General features: G+C 55.7%; 18 protein-coding genes and 5 pseudogenes. 12 read left to right on the top strand and 11 right to left on the bottom strand.

What is annotated here, in order from left to right; genetic code table 11:
- Positions 1–77 precede the first annotated feature (77 nt).
- Both AC1RWI_RS06390 and AC1RWI_RS06385 read left to right on the top strand, forming a co-directional pair.
- Positions 78–725 (top strand): IclR family transcriptional regulator, encoded by a 648-nt coding sequence (locus AC1RWI_RS06390; protein WP_043355366.1) that lies wholly within the window; start codon positions 78–80, stop codon positions 723–725.
- 259 nt (positions 726–984) lie between these two features.
- Positions 985–1,323, top strand: coding sequence for a DUF5615 family PIN-like protein (locus AC1RWI_RS06385; RefSeq protein ID WP_373424146.1), 339 nt, complete (start codon positions 985–987; stop codon positions 1,321–1,323).
- 582 nt (positions 1,324–1,905) lie between these two features.
- On the opposite strand, the pseudogene AC1RWI_RS06380 reads toward AC1RWI_RS06385, so the two are convergent.
- Positions 1,906–2,916 (bottom strand): annotated as a pseudogene (locus AC1RWI_RS06380) (IS110 family RNA-guided transposase).
- Between the two features lie 215 nt (positions 2,917–3,131).
- Between AC1RWI_RS06380 and AC1RWI_RS06375 the strand changes: the two are divergent.
- The 5 genes and pseudogenes from AC1RWI_RS06375 to AC1RWI_RS06355 form a co-directional block, all read left to right on the top strand.
- Positions 3,132–3,494, top strand: a pseudogene (locus AC1RWI_RS06375) (IS5/IS1182 family transposase); the annotation flags it as partial.
- A 28-nt stretch (positions 3,495–3,522) separates the two neighbouring features.
- Positions 3,523–3,984, top strand: a complete 462-nt coding sequence (locus tag AC1RWI_RS06370) for a group II intron maturase-specific domain-containing protein (protein WP_224039293.1) — start codon at positions 3,523–3,525, stop codon at positions 3,982–3,984.
- Positions 3,985–4,205: 221 nt separating this feature from the next.
- Positions 4,206–4,648: pseudogene (locus AC1RWI_RS06365) on the top strand (transposase); the annotation flags it as partial.
- Between the two features lie 121 nt (positions 4,649–4,769).
- Complete coding sequence (locus AC1RWI_RS06360) at positions 4,770–5,402, top strand: tripartite tricarboxylate transporter substrate-binding protein (RefSeq protein ID WP_231108945.1); 633 nt, start codon at positions 4,770–4,772, stop codon at positions 5,400–5,402.
- Between the two features lie 124 nt (positions 5,403–5,526).
- The gene (locus AC1RWI_RS06355; protein WP_043355368.1) at positions 5,527–6,549 is read left to right on the top strand and encodes a LacI family DNA-binding transcriptional regulator; all 1,023 of its coding nucleotides are present in this window, start codon (positions 5,527–5,529) and stop codon (positions 6,547–6,549) included.
- A gap of 586 nt (positions 6,550–7,135) precedes the next feature.
- Here AC1RWI_RS06355 and bsrA read toward each other — a convergent pair.
- Positions 7,136–8,050, bottom strand: a complete 915-nt coding sequence (gene bsrA / locus AC1RWI_RS06350) for a LysR family transcriptional regulator BsrA (protein WP_043355370.1) — start codon at positions 8,048–8,050, stop codon at positions 7,136–7,138.
- A gap of 165 nt (positions 8,051–8,215) precedes the next feature.
- Here bsrA and AC1RWI_RS06345 point away from each other — a divergent pair, with 165 nt between their 5' ends.
- From AC1RWI_RS06345 to AC1RWI_RS06335, 3 genes and pseudogenes are all read left to right on the top strand, one after another.
- Positions 8,216–9,361, top strand: coding sequence for a sterol desaturase/SRPBCC family protein (locus AC1RWI_RS06345; RefSeq protein WP_043355372.1), 1,146 nt, complete (start codon positions 8,216–8,218; stop codon positions 9,359–9,361).
- 42 nt (positions 9,362–9,403) lie between these two features.
- Positions 9,404–9,526 (top strand): annotated as a pseudogene (locus AC1RWI_RS06340) (hypothetical protein); the annotation flags it as partial.
- A 322-nt stretch (positions 9,527–9,848) separates the two neighbouring features.
- A complete protein-coding gene (locus tag AC1RWI_RS06335) occupies positions 9,849–11,075 on the top strand; it encodes a hypothetical protein (protein WP_043355374.1) in 1,227 nt (408 codons plus the stop codon).
- Between the two features lie 15 nt (positions 11,076–11,090).
- On the opposite strand, the pseudogene AC1RWI_RS06330 reads toward AC1RWI_RS06335, so the two are convergent.
- A pseudogene (locus AC1RWI_RS06330) lies at positions 11,091–11,309 on the bottom strand (transposase domain-containing protein); the annotation flags it as partial.
- On the opposite strand from AC1RWI_RS06330, the gene AC1RWI_RS06325 reads away from it, so the two are divergent.
- A complete protein-coding gene (locus AC1RWI_RS06325; RefSeq protein ID WP_224039289.1) occupies positions 11,257–12,990 on the top strand; it encodes an SAVED domain-containing protein in 1,734 nt (577 codons plus the stop codon). The pseudogene AC1RWI_RS06330 and the gene AC1RWI_RS06325 sit on opposite strands and share 53 nt — an antisense overlap.
- Positions 12,991–13,897: 907 nt before the next feature.
- Here AC1RWI_RS06325 and AC1RWI_RS06320 read toward each other — a convergent pair.
- The 3 genes from AC1RWI_RS06320 to AC1RWI_RS06310 all read right to left on the bottom strand — a co-directional run bounded on the left by AC1RWI_RS06320 (position 13,898) and on the right by AC1RWI_RS06310 (position 18,282).
- Positions 13,898–14,650, bottom strand: coding sequence for a hypothetical protein (locus AC1RWI_RS06320; RefSeq protein ID WP_137924358.1), 753 nt, complete (start codon positions 14,648–14,650; stop codon positions 13,898–13,900).
- Between the two features lie 578 nt (positions 14,651–15,228).
- Positions 15,229–16,236: an ATP-binding protein gene (locus tag AC1RWI_RS06315; protein WP_124684262.1), complete on the bottom strand. Its 1,008-nt coding sequence runs from the start codon at positions 16,234–16,236 to the stop codon at positions 15,229–15,231.
- A gap of 24 nt (positions 16,237–16,260) precedes the next feature.
- Positions 16,261–18,282, bottom strand: coding sequence for a hypothetical protein (locus AC1RWI_RS06310; protein ID WP_124684261.1), 2,022 nt, complete (start codon positions 18,280–18,282; stop codon positions 16,261–16,263).
- Between the two features lie 1,251 nt (positions 18,283–19,533).
- Between AC1RWI_RS06310 and AC1RWI_RS06305 the strand changes: the two genes are divergently transcribed.
- On the top strand, positions 19,534–19,860 hold the full coding sequence (locus AC1RWI_RS06305) for a hypothetical protein (protein WP_492865264.1): 327 nt from the start codon (positions 19,534–19,536) through the stop codon (positions 19,858–19,860).
- On the opposite strand, the gene AC1RWI_RS06300 is transcribed toward AC1RWI_RS06305, so the two are convergent.
- From AC1RWI_RS06300 to AC1RWI_RS06280, 5 genes are all read right to left on the bottom strand, one after another.
- Positions 19,857–20,138, bottom strand: coding sequence for a hypothetical protein (locus tag AC1RWI_RS06300; protein WP_492865262.1), 282 nt, complete (start codon positions 20,136–20,138; stop codon positions 19,857–19,859). The genes AC1RWI_RS06305 and AC1RWI_RS06300 overlap by 4 nt on opposite strands.
- A gap of 221 nt (positions 20,139–20,359) precedes the next feature.
- A complete protein-coding gene (locus AC1RWI_RS06295; RefSeq protein ID WP_492865260.1) occupies positions 20,360–20,530 on the bottom strand; it encodes a hypothetical protein in 171 nt (56 codons plus the stop codon).
- Entirely contained in the window at positions 20,527–20,664 is a 138-nt protein-coding gene (locus AC1RWI_RS06290) for a hypothetical protein (RefSeq protein WP_492865258.1), read from the bottom strand. Before AC1RWI_RS06290 ends, AC1RWI_RS06295 begins: the two co-directional genes overlap by 4 nt.
- Positions 20,664–20,828, bottom strand: coding sequence for a hypothetical protein (locus tag AC1RWI_RS06285; RefSeq protein WP_492865256.1), 165 nt, complete (start codon positions 20,826–20,828; stop codon positions 20,664–20,666). Before AC1RWI_RS06285 ends, AC1RWI_RS06290 begins: the two co-directional genes overlap by 1 nt.
- Positions 20,825–21,100: hypothetical protein (locus AC1RWI_RS06280; protein WP_492865254.1), on the bottom strand; the 276-nt coding region annotated here is incomplete at its 5' end. The genes AC1RWI_RS06280 and AC1RWI_RS06285, both read right to left, overlap by 4 nt.

Here is a 21,100-nt window from a genome sequence, read left to right as displayed (position 1 = left end):
CAAGAAGCAGGTTGCATCTCAAGGGCACCTGGTTTATGATGTTCACTAGGTGAACTAGCGGTACACAGGGTGTACGAATGAAGAATAATAGATCGATCCAACGCTGTCTAGCGGTGCTGCGCGCTTTCCGAGAGAACGGGCGACCTACGTTGGCGGAGTTGTCGCGTGCCGTAGACCTGCCGCACCCGACCGTTCTGCGCTTTCTATTGACTTTGGAGGAGGAGGGATATGTCGCGCGCGAGGGCAACCAATGGCGCTTGACTACCCGAGTCTTCGAAATCGGCTTTGCTGCTTTGGAAAGTTTGGGAGTGACAGACTCGGTTCAGCAGATGCTCCAGCAACTGGCTGACACGTACGCAGGAACATCCAACCTGGGTGAAGCGAACCCCGACGGGGTGATCATTATTGGAAGGGCGATGGCACTCGCGGAACGCCGTCGCCTCGTGGTGATGAATCTCCGGGTTGGAAGCATCCTGCCTCCAAGTAGCGCGCTCACACAGGCGTTGACCCTCGGGGTCGGTGAATGGGCGATGGTCGAGTATCCAGAGAGCAATCAGATCTCAGTTGCAGTCCCGCTTGCTCGGGTTGGCAACCGCCAGCTGGCTATCGGGATTTCCACATCGCCAGCCGAGGCGACACCCGAAAGGATCGAGAATGAAATCATTCCAACACTTCAGAATGCCGCAGCGATGGTCTCAAGGCTTGTTGGGATGGGGCCAGCGTAGGGAGTTCGCTCATCGCCCCGGGTGCGGAACCGTCGACTGATCAACACGAATCTGCCCGCTTGGCCGCTGGGATCTGTCCGGCGCTTGCAATCGAGGTTCACGAGGATCTCTGATGATTTCCCGTGAGCACATCGTAGTCGTCGGGACACCCGCCGCCGGCATCACGGCATCACGGCATCACGGCGGCACGAGCGCTGCGGGCGCAAGGGCTGGCCCGGACGCCTTACTCTCATCGGAAAAGTAGGCGGCTTACCCTAGCATGGCGCTCATTGGACACGCCGACGAGGCCAGTTTCGCGACGGCTTGTGAAACGCGACGCATCATACTGACGCACGATTCTGATTTCTTGGATGATCAGCGCTTCCCATTTCACCGTAACCCAGGCGTGGTCGTTCTACTAGCTGCAACTGGCAATGGGACGCTGGAAATCGCATTAGCAGATCACTTGCGCATACTAACGCCCCGTACGGCAACGCCCATGTTGGCGCCAATATCTTCGCAACAGACGATCGAGAATGGACCGTCCGCAGGCATACTCGCGCCGAAGGAACGCACGTTGAAACCCGCATCAAGCTGCATCCAGGAGATGACGCCCTAATTTGGGAGTAGCGGAGGCGTACCTAGCTACGCAGACGATTCTGCGACATGAAAGTTGCCGGGCAGGATCAATCTTCGAAGCTGTTCTGATGCGTGGTGTCTGCGACACTGCCGCTTTGGCTGGCGGTCAACGTAAAGGCATTGAGATCTGGGGCCGCTCAGTAGCCAGTACTTTGAGCCCGCATCCGATACTCCAGATCAATGCGGCCACCTTGGTTGTCAGCGTGCTCGTACTGATGATGGCGCGACAACCCGGTGTTCTGGCGATGCACAACTGTCATAGTTGCTGCGGCGCGATCCGTCACTAGGGAATCGCCTTATGTGGACGCCTCCCGGATTGCAAGCCGATTGACATGGTGGTCGACAGGTGAAGGCAGCACGCCTATGTCCGGCCCTTTTGTGCAGGCCGCTCAGCCTGCTGGCCCATATGGAATTCGCTGGCGAGGTCCTCATCTGATCATCGAGCGTTGCTGCTCACATTCCCTATCGGGTTTTCCTCGCCCCGGTCCAACCTGTTAGCCATCATGCGATCAATGCTTGCGCTCCTTGAGAAGAAGTCAGTTCAGGCGGGCCACGCACCTGGCTATGCAGCCATGGCGGGTGCCGTGTATCTCGTATCCCTTGCTAGCACCGCCCAGATGGTCCGGGCGAGTTTGTTGGCTACGGCAGCCACCACTACATTGAAAGGACGTCGCTGAAGCAATCCGTCGAGCCAGGCGGTTCATGCGCCTTTGATGATCACCGATCTGGCGCCGTGTATGAGTAGGGTGCGCAGGTAGGTGTCACCTCGCTTGCTAATGCCAAGCTGGCGCACGTGACCACCGGTGCCCGTTTGTTTCGGTACCAAGCCTAACCAGGCAGCGAACTCACGCCCGGAGCGAAACGTTTTGGCATCGCCGATCGCAGCCACCGCAGCCGTGGCGGTTAGCAGCCCCACGCCAGGAATTTCAGCGATCTTCTGGCATTCCTGATTGTCGCAAAGCGCAACCTTGAGCCGACGTTCCAGCACAGCGATTTCCTTGTCGGTTGCCTGCACGCGTGCCCATTGCTCTCGTAGGCTGTCGATCAGTATGGCTGGCAAGCGATTCGCGATCTTGGCAAGCGCACCAGAAATTTTTTCGGCAAATTCCCGAGATCCTTCCGGAAGGACTTCACCAAACTCATAGAGTAAGCCGCGCAATGCGTTCGTCTGCATGATCCGGAACTTCATCAGTTGAGCCCGGATGCGGTGCAGCGCCAGAATGGTCTGTTGCTGCTCGCTCTTGATCGCAACAAACCGCGCCTCGGGCTGCTGGACTGCTGTCCAGATAGCTCTGGCATCGGCAGCGTCGGTTTTATTACGCAACACAAAGGGACGAACCGATCGCACAGAGATGAGCTTCACTTCGTGGCCGAGCTTCTGCAGTTCTCGTGCCCAACGGTGGGCGCTGCCGCAAGCTTCGATGGCAATGAGTGAACGCTCCCGCTGAGCAAGGAAGTCGGTGACCTGGCTCCGCTTCAACTTGATGCGCTCGATTTCACCGGTGTTGGCATTCACCGCATGAAGTTGGAAGACATGCTTGGCAATATCCATGCCGATGACGGTAAGCTTCATTTTGGATCGTCCCGATCAGGGTCGTTTGCAATCGACACCTCCACTTTGGCATAGGGATGCCATGGCAGCGAGGACCCTTACAGTTACTCTTGCAGGTAAGCGGCGCCCCGTTGCCGGGGGGAGGCGTCCATACCATCTGATTAAATCAGTGCGCGAGTCATCGAGGCATTGGGTGAGCGCGTTGTCATGAGCGTGTCCATGATTCAGGTCCTGTGATGAAGCGACAGATCAGTTTTGCGGAAGCGGAAAGTCACGGCAAGAAGCGTGTGACGCGCCGCCAGCGCTTCCTGTCGGAGATGGAGAGCGTGGTGCCGTGGGCGCGCCTGATTGCGGCGGTCGAGCCGTACTACCCCAAGGGCAAACGTGGCCGGCCGCCGATCGGCCTTGAGCGGATGCTGCGCATTTACTTCCTCCTGCAGTGGTACGGGCTGTCGGACGAGGCACTGGAAGACGCGCTGTACGACAGCATGGCGATGCGGGCGTTTGCCGGGATCGACCTGGCAGTCGAGGCGGTGCCAGACGCGACCACGCTGCTGAAGTTTCGCCGCCTGCTCGTCGAGCATGAACTGACGCGAAAGCCGACGGCTTCGGGAAGAGTTTGCCAAGTTGCAGGTCGAGGTCAATGAAGAGAAGAGTCGCACGGTGGATTTGGACTGCGGTGAGAGCTTTGGCTTTCTGGGATTCGACTTCCGTCGATTGCGCAGCATAAAGAGACAGGTGTGGCGAGCGCACTATACGCCCAAGTTGAAGAAACGCACGGCGTTGCTGCGCAAACTCAAGGAGGTGTTCAGGCGATACCAGTCGCAGCCGGTGGATCGGGTGGTGCAACTGATAAATCCGGTGCTACGTGGCTGGGTGAACTACTTCGCGGTCGGACACTCCAGTGAGTGCTTCAGCTTCATCCAGGACTGGGTGGAAAAGAAGGTCAGGCGCCATCTGGAGCGCTCCCGGAATCGTCGGGGCTTCGGCTGGAAGACGTGGAGTAGGCGGTGGCTCTATGACGAACTGAAGCTGTTCAACGGCTATCGGGTTCGTCGTCGACCATCGACGAAAGCGGCCCCGGCATGATAGGTCCCATATACCTTGACATGAAGCAAACAGGAAAGCGTAGTGCGGGAAAACCGCATGCTGCGTTTGACGTGGCGGGAGTTGGAAACGTGACTATGGTCGCCGGATTGCGGGCCATCGCGAAAGCGGTGGAATCACCACCGGCACCTGAAGGTGCGCGCGCCAGTTCTCGACCCTACCTTAGGGGGCAGTGGCGCAGAAATGCGCCGCTGCTACCCGACGTCGGCGTGGATGCGGCCTCTGGGCTGGTGCATAGCGTGGTGGGCACAGCGGCCAAGAGTCGGACGTGTCGCAGGCCCATGCCTTGCTGCATGGCCACGAGGAGCATGCGTTTGGCGACGCGGGCTACACGGGCGTGGACAAGCGCGAGGAGATGCAAGGCAAGACCGTGAAGTGGCAGGTGGCCGTCAAGCGCGGCAAGATCAAGGCGATGTGTGACGGAGCCGTCAAGGACTTGCTGATCGCCGTCGAGCGGGTCAAGGCACAGATTCGGTCGCGGGTTGAGCATCCGTTCCACGTTATCAAGAATCTGTTTGGTCATCGCAAGGTTCGCTACAAGGGCCTGTTCAAGAACACGGCGCAGTTGTTCAGCCTGTTTGGTTTGGCGAATCTGGTGTTCGCCAGGAGGCTGTTGTTGTCCTTAGAGGGGAGCAATCCGTCCTGAGCGCGCAAAAGCGCGACCAGGAAAGGTGCGAAACGCGAGAAAGACGGCTTGAATCGGCCCATCTCTCCCGGATTGCGAAAGCTGAAGTCCTTGGCTTGTGCAACATCAAGCGCAAACCTCATTGATCAGCAATTCCTTAGTGACAACGGTGCCGCTCATTATCGTCACAGCAGCAAATTCGCCAATAAAGGACCTGCGCCAACTAGTCTCGATGGCAAAGGCTAGGCCAGGGCAGATCACCTTTGGATGCGCCGGCAATGGTTCGGGCAGCCATCTGGCCGGGGAACTCCTTAGTACCATGGCTGGCGTCAAGATGAACCACGTTCCCTATAAGGGAGACGCGCCTTCGCTCACAGACGTGCTCGGTCAGCAGATCAATGTTGCCCTTCCCACCTCGCTCGCGGGAATGCCGCAAGTCAAGAGTGGAAAGCTCAGGGCGCTCGCGGTCACGAGCAAGACTCGATTACCGTCACTGCCCGATGTGCCCACGGTAGATGAAGCACTCGGGATAAACGGCTACGAAGCCGTTTCCTGGGGCGGGTTCATGGTCCCGAGCGGGACATCACAGGCCATCATTGCTAAGATGAACAGCGAGTTCAACAAAGCCCTTCAGGATCCGGAGGTCCGCGACAAGCTGATGGCTCAAGGAGCGCAGATCGCAGGCGGCACGCCTGAGGCGTTCAATGCGTTGCTTCGCGCCGAAGTTTCGAAGTGGAAGCGAGTGGCAGATTCAGCAAAGGTCCGGCTCGACTAGCCTCACCAGGGATGTCGATCCGTCTTCGGGAACCCTCCAACGACGGGAACTGCTTTCGACTACCAATCGTTACAATGGATGGCAGACGGCCGTCATTCCGGCTGAAGATAACATCTGACCCGATATGGTGAATGTCAAGCAAGTCGCCCTCCTCGCCGGCGTTTCCTCGGCAACAGTCTCCCGTGCACTGACATCGCCGGATAGGCTGCGACCTGACACGCTGGAGCGAGTGCAGAACGCTATTGCAAGCCTCAACTACGTTCCCTTCTCGGCGGCTCGCGAACTACGTCAGGGGCGCACGCGATCGGTGGGCATAATTGCGCCGACACTGATGAATGAACTTTACGCCAAAGCAGTAGATACCTTGGAGGCCCAGCTCGACCGGCTTGGATATACCGTTCTGTTGACTTGCCATCGGGACGACAGTGAGACCGAATTGCGCTGCGCCCGCGCCCTATTGGAGCGTAGAGTGGACGGGATCGCAATAATCGGTTCACAACATCATCCCGAAGTCTTCTCGCTGATACACAAGCACGCTATCCCGTATGTACTAATGTGGGCCGTGGACCGCGAAGGGATGCATCCGACGGTGGGGTATGACAACCGCTTGGCTATGCGCAGGCTAACCACCTACTTAGTCAAACAAGGACACCGGCAGTTTGCAGTGCTCCCAGGTCCTCTCGAAACTCAGTTTCTATCGTCTCAACGGCTTCTGGGGATCCGAGACGTCCTCAGCGAGAACGACATTTCCTTACCCGATAACCGCATTTTTCCGACCCCTTACGATGCATCTGCTGTGCGACAAGCGGTGCGCGTCTGCCTGCAGCGCAAGGACTTGCTGTTGCATCGGGAACAGCCGACCGCCCTGATATGCATCAATGACTTCATTGCTGTGGCGGCGATCGCGGAGTGCCGCACATTGGGACTTTCGGTTCCGAGCGACATCTCTGTCACAGGCTTCGGCGACTGGCAGATGGCGGAACTGGTAACACCCGCGCTAACGACAGTGCACTCGAATCCCGTTCTGATTGGCGAGCTTACTTCGCGCAACTTGATTGAGCAGATCGAAGGAGGAGCCAAAAACATCCAGACCGAGTTCGAGCCTGACCTAGTAATTCGCGAAAGTACTGCGCCACCTCGACAATAAATGGCGGCCTCAAATCAAAAGTGCAACACCTTGCCATCATGCATTACTGTCCTGATCGTCCCAAGGCTTCCCATAGCCGCATGATTTCGCGAGCCTTGGTCTGACGGTCGATGACGTTGAACGGTCTTCCATCGAGGCCCATCGCCTCACGAGGGAATTCCGCACATCCTGCTGGTGCAAGTTGGACGATCGAGATGCCCTTTCAAAACGGCATAAAGCTGCCTTGCGGCAGCGACGCATTCTTGTGGCGTTGTTGCTTGTGACACGACCCCGGTCCCCTTTGATGCAGTGGGTAGGATTTTATCGCGCGAGACCTATGTGCCACACGAGCAAATGGGGCACGAAGCAACTGTAGGCGCAGGCAGGACATGGTTCCAGATGGATCGCGGCGATCCAATCGGGTTACATGGCGGTTACATAGACCGCAAAATGCACAAGGGTTTACAGGAAAACCCCTGTAAACCCTTGATTTTATTGGTGCGGCTGCAGGGCTCGAACGCGCCGCCCGATTTCCCGACACAGCGCAGGCAGCGCCACTATGGATTCAAAGATCCATCGCGCAGGCAGCCCAATGAGGCCCGCCACATCAGCTCGATTCGGTCTGTGCAACTTGCGCAATTTGCTCCTTCAGCCATTGCAGACCAGACATGTGTTGTTGTTGACGGTGCCATATCAAGCTGACCTGCACCGCAGGCGTTTCGAAAGGAAGCTCCGCGAGCTGCAAGCCATAGTTGTGCACGAAATGCCTGGCCAAGTGCCAGGGCACGGTACCCAGCAAATCGGTGCTGGCGACGATGGCTGGAATGGTCAGGTAGTGCGGAACTTGCAACTGCACATGGCGCTGCACTTTGGCCGAGCCCAGGACGATCTCGAGCGGACTGCCGCGGCCGGCTCGCGGCAAGAGCGAGACGTGCTGTGCGGCCAGATACGCCGTCTTGTCGAGGCCTTCCCTGAATGCAGGGTGGCCCGGTCGGCCGATAACTGCGAGGCGCTCTTCGTGAATCGGTTGGTAGAGCAAATCGGCGTCGTCGAAGTACAGGTAATCAATCGCCAAGTCCAGATCTCCGCTGGCCAGTCGCTGCGGGATCAGGGCACCTTCGTCCGACAGTACCTGCAGCTTCACCTGCGGCGCCAGCGCCATCAGCCGGGTCATCAGGCTCGGTAACAGCCGTAGCTGCCCATAGTCATTCATCGACAGTCGGAAGGTTCGCTCCGTGTCCGGCTGAAAACTCTCTTGAACGGCAAGCCCTGCCTGCAGCAAGCGCAGGGCTTGCCGTACCGGCACGTGCAGCGTCATCGCCCCGGCAGTGGGCTCGAGTCCCTTAGCGGTACGGCGGAAAAGAGGTTGCCCCAGTTGCTCGCGCAGACGACTGAGCGCATTGCTCACCGCCGGCTGGCTCTTGTGCAGTCGCTCGGCCGCGCGTGACAGGTTGCGCTCCTGCATCAGCATGTCGAACACGAAGAGGAGATTGAGATCAATCTGCTGCAAATTCTGATTCATCAATAATTCTCATCATCAATATCCATTGGAATGAAAATGATCGCACCAATAGACTACAACACCAAGCGACCTACTGGCGCCAGACGTCAGAAAGGTCCGCGGGGGCTTGGCGGAACTGGCCACGTATCGCGAGCCCGACAGCGCAACAGTCTTTGAGAGCCGATCATGTCTTTTGATACCCAAACCTTCCGGAAGAAATACCGGGCGAACATTTCGCCTTACTACAACCCCTGGCTGCATGCTGGCTTCGTTCTTGTTTTCGGCGTGACCTTGATCCTCTTCTTGCTGAACAAGTTGGACCACGTCAGCGCGGTGGAGTGGCTAACTGTGCCGGCCACCTTAATTTTCTACAGCAGTGGCGAGTACCGCACCCATAAGGGTCTCGGGCACAACAAGAAGCGATTCGCGAAGGCGTTCTACCAGCGCCACACGGGCGACCATCATAGTTTTTTCGCAGATGACCAGATGCGCTACGAGTTCGCCAAGGACTGGCGGGTGATTCTGTTCCCGGCATGGCTGATCGTTGTCTACAGCATTGGCGCGCTGCTCGCTTGGTCGATCATCGGCCTGGTCAATGCGAACGTCGCTGCGCTGTTTGCCGCCACGCTACTGGGCGGCTATCTCAGCTACGAGATCTTTCATGCCTGCGAGCACCTCCCGCCGCAGAATCCGATCTGTCGCCTGCCGTGGATTCGCCACATGCGGCGGTTGCATGAGTTGCATCACCGCCGTGACCTGATGCAGACCAAGAACTTCGCCGTAGTGTTTCCACTGTGGGACTGGATCTATGGAACCCTTCATTGGGAGCCCGAAGAAGCAAGCGAGAGCCTGGTCCCCACCGTCAAGATGCAGCATTCCATTGATATCGCCCGGACGCCAAGCCAGGTACTGGCCTACGTGAGTACTCCGCTTCGTTGGCACGAGTGGCATCCTTACCACGTAGCGATCACCGGGCAGGGAGGGTCGCTGCCGGTTGGGAGCCACTTTGCGTACGTCGGCGGCCGTGCAGGCAAGTTGCAGTGGGAAGTCGTGGAAAGTCTTCCGGATCGGCTCTGGCGAACCCGGGCCCGTGGCAACCGGGGTCTTGAGATGTTCGTCACGTATGAGTGCATCGGCACAGCCACTGGCACGCGCTTCGTGCGGACGCTGGAGTATCGGTTTTCCAGTGTGGTGGCCCGCATGGCTGATCGGCTGGTTTTGCGTAAGCGAATTGAGCGCGACTCTGTTGCCTTGCTTCACAAGCTGCGCAGCGTCTCCGAGAGTGTTCTTCCCGCGGCAGAAACGGATTGTGCTTCCAAACAGGCGACATGAAGGGCATGGGGGCATGCAGGCTCCACCGCGCGTGTCAGGCTGCAATGGAGCAATGGCCAGACGGAGGGTCATGTCAACAGGCTCAAGCTCCTCAAGCGCCAAATGTATGGCCGCGCCAATATCGAGCTTCTGCGGCTGCGGGTTGTTACGTCCCGCGCAATCTGAGGTTTGGGGAGGGCCGTTTATCCCGCGAACGGCTGGGGCGATTTTCTGAACATCTCCGCAATCAGCGCGAGACGCAACGGACATAAGGAAGGCCAGTACTGCTCTGATATCGTGCGATGTTTTCCAGGCGCCACACGACAACCAGAACAGACTGGCCTATGCATCGCATTGTATTTGCGTTTCTCACGCTCGAACAACATCTTCTCGCTATCCGTTGGAGAGCGTGCAAAGGTTGGGGAGGACACCAAGAAAGTGCCGCTTAGGCACCGCGCCGGTTGTATGTGAACTAGGCTGATCGGTATCGCAACGGTGGGAGCAAGCCATGCGGTTGATCATCGAAGCCAGGTTGGCGGACGAGGGCAGCGATATTGGCCATGCCGGTGAGGGCGTTTTGGCAGTGATCGAGCGCCGTGACGGTAGTCTTGCGGATCTGGGCCTGACCCTCGCGGAGGGCCGCTCGCTGTTGGCCAAGGTTCAGACCGAGCTGGTTTCGAAACAAGTCGCGGGATGGCTTTCGGGCCAGACTCATTGCAGGAGTTGCGGGGCGGCTTTGAGCCACAAGGACCAGCGCTCGACGGTGGTGCGCACGGTGTATGGCAAGGTGATGGTGAACAGTCCGAGGCTGTGGTCGTGTGCTTGCCAACGGACTGTGCCGACGCCACGATCCGTGATCCATCCCTTGTCTAAAGCGCTGACTAATCGCGCCACGCCAGAGCTGGAATACCTCCAGGCGAAGTGGGCAAGCCATCTGCCATATCGGCAGGCCACGGCGATGCTGAAGGAAATACTGCCTCTGGACAAGGGCATTTCGTTCAGCGGCACTCGAAATCGGATTCGTGCTATCGGAAAGCAACTCGACGCTGACATCGAGCGTGATATTGCGAAGCTGCCCCCTTTCGACGGAGGCGTCCAGGTTCGCGAATCCAGCCATGTCGCGACCGTGAGCGTTGACTCGGCGTGGTTGCGGCATTGCGACTCGGTGAGGGGCCTTGGCCGACATGTCAACCTCATCGCTGGACGAGCGACGTTCACCGACAGGCCGCCAAAGTTCTATGCCTATGTGCACCGGGAAGTTACCTCGGCAGTAGCGCGGCTGGATCAATTTCTCACTCGAAACGGTGTGGCGACCGACGAGCGCGTTACCGTGATCAGCGACGACGCCGGTGAATTTGAGAAGACCATCCGGGGCAGTCAGCTCGCACGCGGCAGGATTCTCGATTGGTTCCACATCGCTATGAAGTTCAAAGCGGCGCAGCGTTCCGTGTTCGGCAGTAAGGTTATCGATTCACTGGAACGAGAGTCGATAGAGACCGAAATCACGCACGCCAAGTGGCTCGCGTGGCATGGCAAGGGCCGCAAAGCGTTGGAGCGCATCAAGGCATTGGACGCGCAGCTCCTGACCAGAGCGGGGTATGAATTCAGTACGCTGTGGTGGAATCTAGATAAGGTCTGCGGGTACCTGCGGAGCAACGCGTCTACGTTGGTCAACTATGGCGCCCGGCATCGAAAGGGCTTGCCCATCGTAAGCGCCAGTTTCGGCACACCTTGAGTGCGACGAGCGTATTCAGGCAGGATGCGGCGGGGCGGCTTTCGGCGGGGCGAAGCTGAACGGCAACAGGTCGCTGATGTCGGCGTCTGGCGTTCGCTGTGGCAACTCTGTGAGCACGTGGAGCAGATAGGCATATGGCTCGACGTCACAGGCCCGGCACGTCAGCATCAGGCTATAGATCATGGCGCTTGCCTTGGCGCCGGCCACGGTGTCTGCGAAGAGCCATGCCTTTCGATTATGGAAGCCCTTCCATAATCGAAATTATCGTAAGTTCGCAATTATGGAAGCTTCGCGGGAGCTATATCGAACGAACACGCGTCGATCCATGCCGCGGCCCTGCATTTGCTGGGCTACGGCATCGATGCGGATGCATGTCCCGCCGCGCGTCAGCTATCGACTGCCGATAACTAAAGCGCCTGTGCGTCGGGACGGCGACAACTTCCAGGCCCGGATTTTCTGGCGCAAGGCCGTTTGCCTGCTTGACCCTAACAGCCCCGTCATTCGCGTGGGTTTCGAATCCGGTCCCAAAGGCTTCGACGACGTATGGGTGGAATATGACCCCAGCCGTGCACCAAATGACCCAGAAGGAAAACCAATCCTGCGGGAGTACACGCAATGCAAGTGGCACGTTTCGGTAAGCGACTTCGGACATAGCGACCTCATAGATCCCGAGTGGATCAACGCCAATCGTTTTTCCTTTCTTCAGCGGGCCCGAAATGCTCAGCACGCCCACGCGAAAGACGGGATCGGGGTCCGATTCAAATTGCTAACCAACTGGCGGATCGCGCAGACCGACCCGCTCCGACCCCTTATCCATCAGCGTCACAAAGCCATTCGCCTGGAGCAGTTGTTTGGCACGAAGACCGATGCGTCGGCGACAGGCCGGATCCGGAAACTGTGGCGGGAACATCTGGGCATCGACGATGCCGAATTGCGTCTACTGGCCCGCACGCTTTCGCTCGACACCGACTCCACATCGCTGGATGACCTCCGCGAACTGTTGGACATGCACTTCGAGAACCGGGGACTGCTTCGCATACCGCTGAACGAGAGTAGCTTCCGGTATGACGACATCGTCTTCCAATGGCTCGCCCAGGGTCGCCTCGAGTTCACGCGGGACACCTTTCGGGACGCCTGCCAGCGCGAGAATCTGTTTGCGAAAAGGAACTCTCCAAGGACACTAGTGGGTGTCAAGTCGTTCGAGCACGCGTTCGACCGACTAGAGGAACGATGCAGCACCGTCCTGGACTTGATACCGTATTTCAACGATCGGGCCATTCGCGACCAGCAAGATTGGACCGGCAACCTGTACCCCGCGCTCAAGCGCTTTCTCATTGACGCGGCGCGCGAACCGCAACCGTTACTCCTGGCGCTAGACGCCCACTTGACGCTGGCGTTTGCCGCTGGGTCCGTCGTCAACATCAAGTCTGGACGGCACGTGGAAATCGAGCAGCGTACGATCGACCGGCAAAGCTGGAGCGCGACGGACACTTTCACCAATCCAGACTGGCCGACGTGGAACTTTGAAGTGGAAGACTTGACGTCAGAGTCAGGAGAGATGGCCGTGGCTGTTGCGCTCACCCACGATATTCCCGACGCGGTGCGCGGCTATATTGCCACCGCCTTGCCTGGCGTCAGCAAGCTATTAGTCGCGAAACCGTCGTGCGGATCGGGAGCGCAGTCGGTCGCAAGCGGCAGGCACGCTTTCGAACTCGCCGAAGCCTTGGTTCAGCGCATCAATATGGAGCGGAAGGACGTGAAACCTCCAATGCATATTTTTATTGCGGCGCCCAACGCCTTTACGTTCTTCCTGGGCCAGCGTCAGCCGGGTATGGGACGAACAACCTTGTATGAGTATGACTTCGAGGGCGCGTTTGGCGGCGGCTATCAAGCCTCCCTGACGCTCCCGACCTAGCACGCGCGTCAGGCATTGCCGAATGACTGGGCCGATGTGGCTTTGGTGTGGGACATATCTGGCGAAAGTGATGGCAAAAAGCTACCGAACGGTGAGCCACGTCGATGGCTGGACTGGCCTCCCGCAATACGAGATTCGCGACAACAAGGTCTACCGGGCGGTGTCCCATGTTAGCGGTTGAACTGGCCTGCCTCAGTATGAGATCCGTGGCGATAAGGTGTACCGTACCGTGTCGCATGCAGACAGCTGGAGCGCAGTTCCTCAATATGAAATCCGAGGCAACAAGTTGTATCGCACGTGCTCCCATGCACAGGGTTGGACCGGCTCTGCACAATACGAATTACGCTAGCGCAACCAGCGCGTACGCGGAGTGGCTCACGTCGCATGTACCGTCAGCTTTCTTAGAATCACTCGTATTGGAGCGTGCGGCGGCGTTCCAGCCATTGAAAGCGCCGATCAATGTCCAACGTTGGGTCAGTTGCCGAGAGTTGATCGGGCACTCGGCCTACTGGTCGGTATGCCCTGGAGAAGCTGGCCCGCACAGAATCCATAACAGTTCGAGGCAAGACATCGCTGCCGATCGGGTGACATTCGCTACCTCCGGAACTAGTTTTCGTTCCAGCCTGCCTCCAACGAAAACAAAGTGATGGCGGATACCCGCCAAGGAAGCTCGAAACGCTGCAGCGGCACTGACGCAAAGCCCGGCGAGTTCATGAGAAACGGCCGGACGTCTAAACTGTGCTTCCTTCGGCCACACAGCCTCAAATATCGGCCCGTTGAAGGTCCGACCACGCCCTCTCGGGATCATAAGGGGCGTGCTGGCTTTCCCGCTTTCAAGGTGCTTTCGCTGCTGGCGAGTTGGCGCATGACTCCGACCACCACCGTGCGATGCCCGATTTCAGATTTCTTACGCAGAAATGCGGGGAAGATTCGGCAAAGGCCGAAACGGAGCCAAAGGCATTCCCACGGGCATCCGGAATACTACGACTCCCCGCTCGACAGTCTCCGAGTATTGATGGGCCATGACGACACCTTGTACCAGTTCGATCAGACGATCCCATTTCACAAATCCGGAGGTCGCTGCTTCTCGAATCGCACGATGCATTGTCGCATACGCCAATAGAATTCCTGCTCGGGTCGATGCTCTCGAGTTCTCGTCCCTGGAGAGAAACCATCCCAAATCTCTACTTGGCGACACCTGTTCTACTGCTGAATCAAGCGCGATAACACTATTGGCAGGTTGTTCCACAAAATAGCGTAGCAGCAGGTAGGCCTGTACTCGTGCATCCCCTGTGCTGACTTGTATTCCGTCGCCCTTCCTGAAGACGACAAATTGCTTCAGCGGAACCCTCCCGGAGCTCGCAATACCCGCAGCATAAGAACGCAGAAGCCGCAAAGTGCAGCAATAGACAACGCGTATAAGCTCGTCTTCGCGCCGTCTAATAGTAAACAAAGGCACGAATGACATATTTCCCGCCAAATGTCGTTGCCAGAACAGGGCTACGCCGTTGCATGATGGCCGTTCCAATATCTCCGGAGGCTTTGCCAGCGCACATGCAATCGCAAAGGCACATTCCGCATCCGCGGCCCATATTTCGACGTTGGAGTAGGCGATCCAACTGTCACCGCGAGCGGAGACATCCTCTACCCACTCATTCAACGTAGAGAATGCTTGTCGATATATTTTTACGTGGGTTCGATGTTCGTGGAGGTAGCTTTCGACAAAAACTCCTGGACTAAGGGGCGCCCCCGATAATGCACAGTGACATACCGGACAATGAAGCGCCTCTCTGAAGTTTTCCAAAATACCTATATCGGAGAGAAGGCTACTACACTTCATGCAACGATCATGTATATCAACATTGTGAATCGGGCATCGCGCTAACTTGCTACACTGAAACCAGATCGAGTGATATCCGGACTCCAAACAAACGGGACAAAATCTAAGGCGACTAGTAAAAATGGCGCCCAACAAATTTGAAACCTCCCCAGCCACCAGCGAACGCTCCTCTGGAAACCTAGTACTATTGAAGTTAACTCGCTCTATGACATGGCGGATTCGTTTCAGCTTGCCGAAAAAAGTCTGCGTGCGCGTGGGAAAATTCGGAGCATCGAGTAACCTCATTGCGGCTTGCATGCCAACTGCATTCAGCCAACACAACCGATGAAAATACCCGAATGAAGACTCATTTGGTATCGAATCTAATCCACCACCGCACCAGTGAGCGTCTTTCATGCCTAAGCTTGAGAGCAGTCTGGTCTATCCGTGGCATCCGGTTTTTCATCCCAGGCCGATTTAGCTGCAAACTTAGCGGCACTCTGCCAATCTTCCTTTGGAAACTCGAAGTTTGGGCAATCTTTATCCATACCCTTAAACGCTAAAAACCCAAGAGCATCGAAAATACGCCTCGAAAGCAATTTTCCATTTTGACTTGGTTCTGATATTTTATCGTCTCTTATAAGATGTACCTCCTTCATTGCCTGCCAAAATAAACTGGCTTGATTAGCTAGGCGAAAGCCAGAGGCATATCCGAGTGGAAAACAAAATTCTGTCCATGTTGGTCCAAAATCCGTCGGCCATCTTTTCACGTCGATCACCTCAAGCAGATCTTGCAGCTCTTCCAATCCATATCCGCTGAGTCTCAGCCGATGCCTAAAATACCGATCCAGGCAGCCTATTTGCTGCTCACTGGATAAGGTTCTGAATAATTCACGAATTTTTGGAGACTCGCCACAACAAATCACGACGAAATCAATCCTCACCTCTTCTAATTCATTATGCAGATCTTTGATAAAACCGAAATCTATAGGACGAAGGGCCTGCGCTTCGTCAACCAGCATCACAATTAGCTTCCAATTAGTCTCCAGTGCAGAAGCCACAATGTCATTAATCAATCTCCGACTTAATTCGTATGAATTTCCATCAAGAGCAGCATGATTAACCGTATAAAGCAAATCCCTCACAAATCCACCATGAGAAAATATTTCCCTATTTAAGCCTCTATAAGAGAGTACGTGAATTTCGCTGAGATCTCTTGGTAACCGCTCACGAAGGACATTCATCATGATGGTTTTTCCCTCGCCAGCGATCTCTTCTATGAAAAAACTTTGCCTGAGAAACAATAAAGTTCTGGCGTTGTCATAAAAATTCGATATCGGGAGTGTCCATAATGGTGATTCCGCTCTGCTCTTCTTGGATATAATCGGGTGCTGCAGCATTAATGCTCGAAGATGACCCTCATCCATTTCTTTCTCCACGATCGCACGCAATCATTTCTTATTCCCCGAATCCAGCTTGAATATTCCGCGCGGATTTATATTTGGAAGCAGATCGTTATCACTCCCAACATTATTATTGTGGTTATCTTCTTCGGCCGGCTTTAGGGATGCTGATTTCGAACCAGTAAAGCTATCCCGAGCTACTTTCGCTATCGCAAGCGCAGTTTTTTTTCCGATATTTTCGCCGCTATTTTCGCTCGTTACAAACTCATAATCTACTTTTCCGGATCTAGCATAAATATCGGGGCTCCGGCCTCGGGGCCGTCCCTTTGCTTTTGCGCCTACCAGTTCTCTGACCCGCAATGCACATCGCCAGTTTTCCCATTTTTCCTCACCGTATAGCTTGCCCAAATTCTCGCCAGTTTCCGCGTCACTTGCCCATGCCTCTCTCGCATCGAGACGATTGATGTAGACAAACACTTTTCTTCCTATCATAGAAAAATCAGAAGCGATACGAGGATTTGTATATCGGCAGTATGCCGTATTAATGTACGGCCTACGCGTATGGACGCCCCATTCTCCCCTAACCTCCACCTTTCGTCGGTGCATAAGGAGTCGATCATTTGAATTGATAGATCTTGGTAGAGGCTGTGGAACCCATAGAAGCTCATGCTTATCTACGAATCTTTGCAGAACATTAATTACAGTTGCACCATTAAGTCGATCACCGGTTGAGATAGTATTATGTTCACGGACAACGGCATTCAACATATCGACCACAAAATCAAGGTCGATTCCGTCATTTAAACCGAGCTGTTCGACATCGGGGGGCCGGCGAACATCGTCGGGGCCCGACGCGTATGTGGCCTTCAGGCGATGCTCTCCGCGTTCTTTTGAAACCCCAATGATCCTTTCGACTAACGACCTTCCCCACCAGGCACGTGGGGGGCCGAACTCAATGGCACAACCAAATACATCAATAACGTTATTTACAAAATCATTTGCAATATTGCACCAACCGTTATCCACCCTAAGCAAACTGAATGCTTGCCCTGCCAACTGCGGTATCAACGAGCATATCAAGGTGGGGCCGCGTGCAACAAAATCCATATTGGTGCTACGTACCTCAATGCGAACGTCACCAGAATTCCGTGCGTCTAACACGACAGGCACACTGCTCAACATCGTCTGCAACGCACAATCGGCGCTCGGGTTAACTTCCAGAGAGATATGTGCGCCCAAAATTGCGCTTGTTTTTACCTCGACCAGCAACCCTAGATACCAACGAGATATAGGTATCAAATGCCCTGTACCGTTGGGATCAATCACCCTAACATGAGTGGGAATATCAATAACTGTGTAATCAAGCTCTACGACTGCAAACGGGAGAAGTGGCGATATGAGAGCATTAGGACCCATACCATGTCCTAGATTGTTAGTCGCCTCAGCACCCATTCTGGCTTTTACCGCACGCTCTGATCTTTCATTCTTCAAAGAATGAAGGAAGCGCAAAAGGGATCGTCTACCCTTGTCTTCCGTCAGGAAGGGCCATTCATTCTCTCCAACCCCTTTTGTCCGTAATTCAGAAAGAAACTCGCCATGTATTTCAATATAAGGCTGCGGCCCTAACTGCGGCGAACGGCTATTTTTTGACTTCTTTTGTTTATCCGGCTGCAGAAAGAATTTTTGTATTAAATCTTTCTTGACATCAGGAAACTTTTCGAATAACTGCGCCAGCGCGCCAGCGTAACCACTAGAGCGTTGATCGGCCAATGGATGCTTCGCAATAATGGGTTTCGTTCTGAAGTAAGGCTTAATGCGAAAACTCGGAAGCAACGCATAAAATCCTACAATACACCCCTCCCCTGCTGATGCCACGCATCGTCGGAGCAAGCGCCTCACTTCGTTTGGCGAGAATTTTGTCTGTTCTTGAATCTCACCGTAGGGAATATCGGCAGCATATAACTCAACGGCAAGCTTTCGATTCAGAAACGTTCGACGAGTCGCATCGTCAAGAACGGTGATATCGGGATGGGGCCAGTCGACAAGCTCACCGTGATATTGTTGAATCAACGATCTCCGCGCGCCCCCGCCCATTATTCAACCCGTTCTAGAAGGGAACGTCGGTGAAATGCGCTAGTACGAAGTTCGGTTTTAAGTTTCCCGTTTGCCAAGTAGCGCGCCACACTAGCAAGTAAGTGTGCGGGATCACAATCTTCTAGTGCGAGAACCTCCTGGAGCGTGAAGCTACTTCTGGCGCTAATTAATCCTGGGAGGGCCCTGGGATTCGGGTCTATAGCTCCTCTAACGCGTGTTCGATAGGAACATAGCAACATCCAATTATGGGGCAGCCATTGCGCCATTCGGATTTCGCCTTCGGTCTTGGTTATCCTATTCTTGTGTCGCGTGGGTTCCCCGTTCCTAGAGTGATTGAAGTGCCAACACTCCGTCTTGCCAGACTGATATAAAACATCAACTGTTTGTTTGTATTTTTTTTCAGATTTTTCTTTTGGTGGCCTGGATGGAAGATACGACAGTATTTCAGGATTTCCTTCGGCTAGCAATAAATGCGAAAATGCAACCACGCCGAAAATGCCAAAGCGACGATCATTTTTTGGGGAATCAAAAAAATAGACCGACGCGTGGCCGCGATTTGGATTTCTAACAAATTCAGCCGGGCTCAATCTGTGCTGGTCTGCGGCGTGATACATGATGAGTCACAACGGCGAGTCTTGGAGAATATATGGTAGAAAATTTTGTGAGTAGATAACGGTATCAGTAACCCTATGAAACTGGTTGCATAGTGCGCATAATTTTAATATTTTTTATTATCAGAAAATCGCAAAATTCGCATTTAAACCCAAGGACTTTCCCCAAAAAAATACTTTCGGTTGCGGGGACAATGTGTGGAGTGGAGCGGAATGAACTCCATGAACTGCAGGCGATTACTAGGAGCTCTGAGACAAGAGCGCAGAACCAAGGCTTTCGCCGTTTGCCTGCAAGCTCAAGGGAGGTAGGGGCGGGTAGGCGGCGCTCACACGCCAGCGGAGACATAGGCAGCATGACAACGGCTGCGGTCGCTCCCGAAAAAGACACACAATTACATCTTCGGCGTAGAACCGATAGAATATTTCATCCCCAAAAAAGACGAAAATATGTGTTGAATGCAGCGACAAAGTCTACGTAAGTAGATAATTCTTATCAGATTTTACCCCATCACTTTTCTCGTCGTCTGACTCTTCCAGCAAGAAAAGCACCCCGCGTCGATAATTTTCAGCCCCGCCACCCGGCCGGGGCTTTTTTTCGCCCACAAGAAAACCAACAATGTATAAACACGCCACTTTTCGGGAATTCGACCACTACGCAGCCGGCATCCCCGCCGACGCCCTGGCGCGCATGCTGCGCTGCTCGCCAGCCACCGCCCGCGCGTGGATTACCGGCCAGCGCCCGGCGCCCTGGTGGGCCGCCGAACTGCTGCGCCTGCGTGAGATGGAACGCCTCGATATGGCCCGCCAGATGGGCTATGCCAAGTCCTTGCCGCGCCTTGGCGTGGTGCGCGGCGAAGTCATCGACCTGCAACGGCGCCGAACGCAAAAAAGCCCGGATGGTGTCCGGGCCGTGCCTGATGATTCCGCGCTGATGCGCGCCTAGTCCTTGCCGATTGAGGTGGTTTTGTAGAAGTCTGGCGGCAGGCCGGTATAGCTTGCTTTCCCGGTGCTTTCCGGTTCCTGCCTATCCTGGCTTGAATAGCAGCCGCTTAACATCTGCACGCATGGTTTTCCATCTAGATTGACGGTCTGCGCCTCTTGCTGCGGCGTGCCCAGCATCATGGTTAGCGCCACGTGCGCACCCTTTCCGGCTGCCGCCACTACATCGCTGTTTGGATCCTTTTTCAGCATCTCCGCCGTGCCCCTGGCTACCTGCTGCATGTCCGCCTCGGTACCGGTGTACCGTACCCCACCACATCCGGCGATACCCAGCACCATCAATCCCACCGCGACCCCTCGCATACGCCCTCCCGTTGTTATTGGCGAGACTGTAGCAAAAAAGCCCCTGGTGGGGCTCTTCTTAGCGCTTGCGCTTGCGGAACTGACCGTTCGCCTTGCGCGGCGGGGTCTTGCGTTTCTTCGTTGCCATGATTGGCCTCCTGTCAGTACAGCACTTTGTTTTGACCGTCCTTGATGGTGACGGTCCCTTGATCGGCCACCCAGGCTTTCACCTTGGGAAACCGCGATAGCACCGCAGCAGCCAGCAGCAGGCCGCCCAGCACAATGATGCCCTCGCGCACGACTTCCGGCCCGGTTGGAATCCACTTGCTCATTCCCCGATCCCCATCTTGGCCTCGATCCTCGCAAGGCGCGTTTCCAGCTTGACCACGTAGCGGAAGCCGAACAGCGGCACGCCCAGCAGGTTCAAGACGCCACAGGCCAGCGCCACGCCTTCCGCGAGGCCCATTACTGCGCCTTCTGTTCCGGCAGGAACACGGCCAGCGCGGCCAGCACGCCCGCGATGGCTTGCGCCGTCACGTTGACCTTATCCGGGTTGGCGCCCATCGCCATGGCGATGCCACCCAGGCCCGCCCAGGTGGACGGCTCGCGCAAACGTTGCAAAAACTTCATGATGCTCTCCTGATTCGTGGATACACAAAGGCCGCGCCACCCCCGTTCTCGGTGATGACTTGCGGTGTAATCGGCCCGCTGGCAAACGTGCCGTAGTAATCGGGTTGGCGGTCAGCAAATAGCGACTGCACAAAGTTGCTTGCCGGGCAGGCGAACGAGGCATCCCAGGTGCGCCCCTCGGCAATCGCCTGCTCGCATGCCGTCATGTCGGTGCGCGGCACGCCGAAGGCGTCACCGATACCCAGCACTGCGCCGCTCGCCGCATCCCCCAC

The organism is Cupriavidus sp. MPR-AND1C, from assembly GCF_058809705.1.
This window is presented reverse-complemented; position numbering and strand designations above follow the sequence as displayed.

What these genes read in the sequence shown, in the direction of transcription:
- AC1RWI_RS06390 (WP_043355366.1), top strand. Translation starts at nt 78, where the DNA reads ATGAAGAATAATAGATCGATCCAACGCTGTCTAGCGGTGCTGCGCGCT.
- AC1RWI_RS06385 (WP_373424146.1), top strand. Translation starts at nt 985, where the DNA reads ATGGCGCTCATTGGACACGCCGACGAGGCCAGTTTCGCGACGGCTTGT.
- AC1RWI_RS06355 (WP_043355368.1), top strand. Translation starts at nt 5,527, where the DNA reads ATGGTGAATGTCAAGCAAGTCGCCCTCCTCGCCGGCGTTTCCTCGGCA.
- bsrA (WP_043355370.1), bottom strand. Translation starts at nt 8,050, where the DNA reads ATGAATCAGAATTTGCAGCAGATTGATCTCAATCTCCTCTTCGTGTTC.
- AC1RWI_RS06345 (WP_043355372.1), top strand. Translation starts at nt 8,216, where the DNA reads ATGTCTTTTGATACCCAAACCTTCCGGAAGAAATACCGGGCGAACATT.
- AC1RWI_RS06335 (WP_043355374.1), top strand. Translation starts at nt 9,849, where the DNA reads ATGCGGTTGATCATCGAAGCCAGGTTGGCGGACGAGGGCAGCGATATT.
- AC1RWI_RS06325 (WP_224039289.1), top strand. Translation starts at nt 11,257, where the DNA reads ATGGCGCTTGCCTTGGCGCCGGCCACGGTGTCTGCGAAGAGCCATGCC.
- AC1RWI_RS06315 (WP_124684262.1), bottom strand. Translation starts at nt 16,236, where the DNA reads ATGGATGAGGGTCATCTTCGAGCATTAATGCTGCAGCACCCGATTATA.
- AC1RWI_RS06305 (WP_492865264.1), top strand. Translation starts at nt 19,534, where the DNA reads ATGTATAAACACGCCACTTTTCGGGAATTCGACCACTACGCAGCCGGC.
- AC1RWI_RS06300 (WP_492865262.1), bottom strand. Translation starts at nt 20,138, where the DNA reads ATGCAGCAGGTAGCCAGGGGCACGGCGGAGATGCTGAAAAAGGATCCA.
- AC1RWI_RS06295 (WP_492865260.1), bottom strand. Translation starts at nt 20,530, where the DNA reads ATGAGCAAGTGGATTCCAACCGGGCCGGAAGTCGTGCGCGAGGGCATC.
- AC1RWI_RS06290 (WP_492865258.1), bottom strand. Translation starts at nt 20,664, where the DNA reads ATGGGCCTCGCGGAAGGCGTGGCGCTGGCCTGTGGCGTCTTGAACCTG.
- AC1RWI_RS06285 (WP_492865256.1), bottom strand. Translation starts at nt 20,828, where the DNA reads ATGAAGTTTTTGCAACGTTTGCGCGAGCCGTCCACCTGGGCGGGCCTG.